General features: G+C 69.1%; 3 protein-coding genes. All 3 read right to left on the bottom strand.

All coding sequences use genetic code 11. The annotated features are described in order from the left end of the window. Window positions 1-1,088: 1,088 nt before the first annotated feature. Window positions 1,089-1,886 carry a DUF6928 family protein gene (locus tag ACGFI2_RS30535; RefSeq protein WP_393523649.1) on the bottom strand — a complete coding sequence of 266 codons (798 nt, stop codon included), beginning with the start codon at window positions 1,884-1,886 and terminating at the stop codon, window positions 1,089-1,091. A 317-nt stretch (window positions 1,887-2,203) separates the two neighbouring features. Next, window positions 2,204-4,255 (bottom strand): hypothetical protein, encoded by a 2,052-nt coding sequence (locus ACGFI2_RS30530; RefSeq protein WP_393523647.1) that lies wholly within the window; start codon window positions 4,253-4,255, stop codon window positions 2,204-2,206. Then, window positions 4,252-6,018, bottom strand: a complete 1,767-nt coding sequence (locus ACGFI2_RS30525; RefSeq protein WP_393523650.1) for an HSP90 family protein — start codon at window positions 6,016-6,018, stop codon at window positions 4,252-4,254. Before ACGFI2_RS30525 ends, ACGFI2_RS30530 begins: the two co-directional genes overlap by 4 nt. Window positions 6,019-6,120: the final 102 nt, after the last annotated feature.

Below are 6,120 nucleotides of genomic sequence, written 5' to 3'. Positions count from 1 at the left end.
CTGCCCAGTCCTCCACGCTCAGCACCTCCCGATGCTTCAGGAGGTGGTCCCGATTCAGCCGGAACCACGTGGTCAGTTTTCAGGCGGAGCCGACAGACGTTGGCCGATTCCAGGCCGACAGCCGGCACCAGCCAGTCGGGGAGCAGCGAAGCATGACCACTTCGGTGTTCTCTGGGAGGTCACGCCGCACCGCTCGACCGCATCACCGCAGGTCAAAGCCTCGTGCCTGTCCGGTGCCGCTGAGCACTTCGGGCGCGGCGACCGCTTCGCCAACCTGCACCCAATCTGCTCCCAAGCGCAAGGCCAGGCCGTCCGACCGCTCCTTACCGCTGCGACCTGCGCATACTCCCCTGCCAGGCAACATAGAACGCCGTCGACTGCTGCGTGAAACCGCTGAGCACTCCGTGTGAAACAGGACGCCGCAACGACTCTGACCTGCGGAAATAAGAAGCCGCAGGCAGGGGTGGGTGCAGTTGTGCGCCGGTAGACGCCACTCGGTGCAGTTGAAAGCCATTCGGCGCACCCTGCTGCTCCCACCCTGCTCCCCGATCCCGGCTCGTGATTGGGCTGCTGCAGGATCGCGGCAGCGACTGCGATCACCACCATGTCTGGCATTGGTCCTCTCAATCGCCATCTGTCGACGTGTGGCAGGCTCCGGCGGTGACGATCACTCGAGCGACGGTTGTCGGAGCAGTCATCGCCCTCGCTGGGCACGCCTTGGCCGCTGGGGTCGCGGTTGCCGTGGCCATCGCCGCTGGTGGAGGACCGAGGGCGGACCTCGACGCCGGTGGGAAACTAGTGGTCTTTTTCTTCAGCGCCGCCACGTACGGCATCGCGCAGCTGGTGTTGCTGGTCAGCTGCGTCGCGTTGTCCGGACGACTCGGCCGCGGGTCGTCCACTGGTCTTAGGACCGCCTGGATAGTAGGACTAGCCGTGAGCCTGTACTACCTGTGCGGAGGTTTCGGAACCTAGAAGACGAAGCGATAGGGCCGGTGGGGGCGGTCCTGCATGGTGTCCCCTGGCCCGCGCGGCCTCGGCTGATGCCACCTCAGCGAGCGGGCCGTTCGCCTCGGTCGCTTGCGCGAAGATCAACGTGGAGAATTCGAATCATCCGGCGCAGAGCCTGCCAGGAACTCATCCCAGCTGATCTCCTGCATTGTTCCGTCCGGGCCCGGCCGGAACATCCTGGGCGGCCCCATGTCACGCGTCGCCCGCTCGTAGGCCGCCTCGCGTGCGGCCTGTTCCTCCCCCGACGGGTCGGCCACGAGGAACTCGTGCATGTGAACGGTGTCCGCGTCGATGTCGTCCCGCTCCGGGCATCCTTCGATGACGAAGCCGAACAAGGCGCGCAGGGCTTGCTCACCCAACTCCAACGGGTGGAACGGCAGCGGGTAGGGATCTTGGTCGGACCATCCCGGAACCGGTTCGACCGGATGCTCGCCGTCCCAGTACGGGCGTTCGAAATCGAACGGCTCGCCGATGTTCTCGATGATGCCGGCGTCTGGTGACAGGCTCAAGGAGCGGACCAGCTGCCCGTCGTCCCACACCGCGAAGCAGAGCCAGTCGACGACCGAGTGCATGCCGTGCATGATGATCCGCCTGCCCGCACCCGCTCGGAGGAGATGCGCAGGCAGTTCGGAGGGGCGGTCCAGGACCAGCCTGCGGTCACACAGAAGTACGGCTCCCGGCAGCACCGTGGCGCAGGTGATGTCATCGGGCGGATACGTCGCCTCGAGAGTGCTGTCGCCCATCAACGTCACGTCATACCCGGGCAGTAACTGCCGCACCAGGGCTTCAGCCGCCGCCGGGGCGGACGGCCTTGCATCCAGTAGCACTGGCCGCAAGTCGCCGTTCACGAAAGCCAACAGCGCCGTCTTCGCGCCCATGCCATCTCCTCAGTCTCCCGCGAGTGCACCCACACCGCAGCCCGACCAGGCCGGCGAGGTGGACTCACCACGGCCGCACCCTCACTCGCGTCGATCACCTACGGGGCCCACAAGTTGCTCGGCCACGTGGCGAAAACGGGCGTGGGGAACGTCCTCCGGCCGACCGCGTTCGATCACGGTCCCGGCCTGCTCAGGCCCGTCCCAGGCCGACCCAGAGCGCCTAGCGGACCTTGTTGCCGCCGCGCGTGCGTAGACCGGCGATGTCCGTGTCAGTCTTCGGTCTTTAGGCTAGGTGTCCGGACCGCTCCGGCGGAAGGTCAGTCCTCGTGCTCGTCGAAGTCCTCGTCGTCGAGATCGTTCTCGTCCATGTCGTGCTCGGCGAGCACCTCGGCGGCCTCCTCGGTGCGGCCCTGCGCCCGTAGTGCCCGGACCAAGACCAGGGCGGCCGTCCAGCCGTGCTCATCGGGGTCCTCCGCCTGCACCTCCCGCGCCTCCGCCTCGGCGAGGGCCGGCTCGTCGGTTCGCAGCCGCAGCCGCGCCCGGTCTAGTCGGGCCGCCCGGCGCTCGTCGGTCAGCTCGTCGGTGTCGAACCAGGTGACGGCCGCGTCGAGCCGGGTGAGCGCCTCGTCGAGCCGGCCGGCGGTGGCCAGCAGGCGGGCGCCTGCGACCTGGACCGCACCCGCCTGCTCCGCCGACGGGTGCTCCTCGGCCGCGCCGAGGGCATCGATGCGGCCTAAGACGGTCCAAGCCAGGTCGCCTGGCGGCCGGCGGGCGAGCAGTGCGAGCGCCTTGCGCAGCACCCGCAGTTCGGCGTCGGAAGTGCCGTTGGCGCGGTGTCGGTCGGCAGCGGTGATCAGGTGGGTCAGCGTGTCGGCGCCGTGCAGCGACGCGGCGGCGTCCTCGAGGATTACTTCCAGCGGCGGCACCTCGTCGGGCAGGTTCTCCACCTGGCTCAGCTCTTCCAGCACCGCGCGCGCGGCGTCCCGGTGGTGGTACGTCCGGCAATAGAGCTCCCAGAGCAGGTAGCGGCAGCGGACCGCGTCGTCATGTAGACCGGCCCGGTCGAGGCTGCGGACCGCCTCCTCGGCGGCCTCGATGGCGTCCTCCCACCGGCCGGAGTTTCGCAGGGTGTGTGCCACGTCGAGCCGGGCCCGCGCGGCGCCGGCCGGATCGCCCGCCGCGGTGAGCGCGGCGACCCGCTCAACGAGGGCGGCCAGCGCCGGGTCGGCCATCCGGGCGGAATCGGCGGTGCGTCCTGCGAGGACGGTGAGCGGCACTCGCTCGGACACCGGTGTCGCGGCCATTCGCGCCTCGATGCGGCCGCTCTGGTGCTGGTTGCCGTTGCGAACGTCGAACCGGGCGGCGATCGCCCGGGCCTGCCCGGTCAACTCGTCGTGGACCTCGGCCACCGTCGCCTCCCAGCGGCGGGTGCCGTCGTCAGAGCGGCGGGACAGCACCAGGTCGCCACGCCCGGACGCGCGGAGCCGGCCGAGCACCAGCGCGGCAGAGGCGGAGAACTCCATGGCGGCGTACGGCGACGAGGGCCGTTCCAGCCAGCTCAGGTGCCGTTCCACCAGCTCCAGTCCGCGCGCCTCGTTACCGGTCAGCCCGCAGAACAACACGTGCTGGGCGAGGTTGTCGAGGTGGTGGCGGTCGTCCCGGATGCGGCGGTAGCCGTCCCGGTTGGCCTCGACAGCCTCGTCGAACCTGCCGGTGCTTAGGTATGGCGCGAGCAGCTCGCTGAGCATCCACTGGGGCTGCTCGGAGCAGCCGCCGCGCTTGAACGGCTCCCCGACGGCGATGGCCTCGTCGAATCTACCGAGGGAGGTGAGGTGCCGAACCTGACCCGACGGGACGCACGCCGAGCAGTCCGACATCGCGTCCCGCTTGGCGGTCAGCATCCGATCGTACGACTCCTGTGCGGCCTCCATGTCCCCAACGTGGTGCGCCACTAGCCAGCGGTGCTGGTGCACCGCGTGCAGGCTGTGCCCGGCCAACTGGTACCGGCGCTGCATGTCGTCGAGCACCGCCATTGTGCGGTCCAACGGGATGTCGGGAAACTGGGGCAGCGCCCAGACGATCCACTTGAAGTCCCACAGCAGGCTTCGGGCGTGGTGCCCGCCCACCACCTCCGGTTGCTTGTCGAAGACCGACAGGCACCAAGAGAAGGCGAGGAACGCGCGGGCGGGGTCGCCGCCGTGGTGGAAGTCGCTGATCGCGTTCATCCGGGCGGAGAAGGCGAACGGGACTTCGCCGGCCGCGTCGGCGTGCCGGAAGACCGCGTCCAGCGCGGCGAATCGGGCTGGACCGCGCGGCAGCGCGTACGCCTGGGCGAGGCGGTCACGCAGTTCCTGCATCGAGGTGGTCATCGTGGCCCTCCCATGGCCCGGGCGAGCAGGCCGAGGAACGACTGGTTCAGCGCAGCAGTGTCGGCCGGCCGTAGCGGTTGGTGGCCCAGCAGCAGCGCCTGCACGTACAGGCCTTCGACCGCAAGCTTGGTCAGCTCCTCGTCGCTGGCCGCGATCGCCTGTCGCACCAGTAGGTTGCGGTGGTTGAACACCAGCTGCGGCCGGACGTCGCGGCCCGGGGTGAAGGTGCCCAGGATCGACGACCAGAGATCGTCGGCCTGCTCCTGCCCTTGGCGCAGGTCAATCGCCAGTGCCGTGTCGCCGTCGAGGAGGTGCAACGCCGGTAAGCTGGCCGGTTCGAAGGCGCGGACCAGCACCTCCACTCCGAGTTGGTCGAGGGTGCGTTGCGCCACTGTCCGGAACGGGCGCACCGCCAGTTCAGCGTCGGGGTCGAGCGGCTCCAGCCGGGTCGCCAGGTCGCTCGCGGTGAGCACCTCGGTATCGACGGCCGGGTCAAGGTCGGGCAGCCGGCCCATGAGCTGCGCGTCGTAGACGTAGCCGGCGTTGACCACGGCGATGCCTTGGGCGGCGGCCACGCCGGCGAGCTGGCGGAACTCGTCCACCGACGGCGTGTACCGCACCAACCCGTACCGCTCGCGGAACTCGGCCAGCGTCAGCGGGCCCATATTCGTCTCGAACGGCCACCACTGGTCGACCAGGCGCAGCATCTCATTGTCGTGCACGGCGAGCGCCTTGACGCCGAGGTGGTGCACCCGAAGAAAGTCCTGCAGGCGTCGGGGGTCGCTGCGCCCCAGCCGGGTGAGCCAGCCACGCAGGCAGTCTCCCAGCGACTCGCGGACCTGGTCGAGCAGAGCGTCCTCGTAGAGCGCTTCCCGGCTCGCGGTCGGGCGCAGCTCGCCTGTGTCGATCACGCAGCGGACGAAGAACGCCCAATCGGGCAGCAGTCGCTCGATGTCCTCGGAGAGGAGCATCTGCTTGAGGTAGACCCGGTGGGCCACCCGAGCCGCCGGGTTGGCCGGCATGGGCAGCACAAACGCCACCCCGCGCAGGCCCGCCGTCGGCAACGCGAGGTCGATCACGTCGAAGGGCGTAAAACCGAACATCTCTTGGGCGTACGCGCTCAGGCGGGCCCTACGGGCCTCCGCCGGTTCCGCCACGTCGGTTTCCCACGGCGCGAGTCCGGTGGTGATCAGCTTGTCGTCGACGCGCACCGGGATGGGCAGCATGGACCCGTACAGTGAGGCAATCTCGATGACCGCGTCCCGGCGCAGCCAGTGCTCGTCACCTCGACGCGGCACCAGGGTGACCGTGGTGCCCTGTTCCGCGCGCTCCCGTCCCGCCGCAGCTACGCGCAGTTCGTAGCGCCCGTCGGCGTAGCCCGTCCACTCCACTGTCGGGGAGCCGGCGGCGCGAGTGCTCACCCGGATCTCATCGGCCACCAGGAAACAGGAAAGCAGGCCGATGCCGAACTGCCCGAGGAACTCGTGCCGGGCGAAACCCAGCTCGTCGCGCTTGGAGCTGCGACCGATGGTAGCCAGCAGCTCATGCACCTGCGCCTCGGTCAGACCGATGCCCGAGTCCTCCAAACGCAGGGTGCCGTCCCCCGTTGACTCCGGCGGACGAATCCGGATCTCGCCCGGTGCGCTCGGGTCCCCCGCCCGCCGCGCCGTGATGGCATCGACGGCGTTCTGCATCAGCTCACGGACATACACGCGCGGGCTGGCGTACAAGTGATGACTGAGCAGGTCGACGATGCCTCGCAGGTCGACGTGAGAGGGCGGTCCGCAGTAACTTGATCTGATCTATACGTTGCGTCCGGTTGGTGGCCTTGCGGCAGATTCGCCATTGATAGCGACCAGTCGATG

It is taken from the genome of Micromonospora sp. NPDC049282 (genome assembly GCF_043197045.1).
Classification (GTDB): Bacteria; Actinomycetota; Actinomycetes; order Mycobacteriales; family Micromonosporaceae; genus Micromonospora.
Note: the sequence above shows the minus strand (reverse complement) of the source record. Positions and strands in the feature narration are given on the sequence as shown.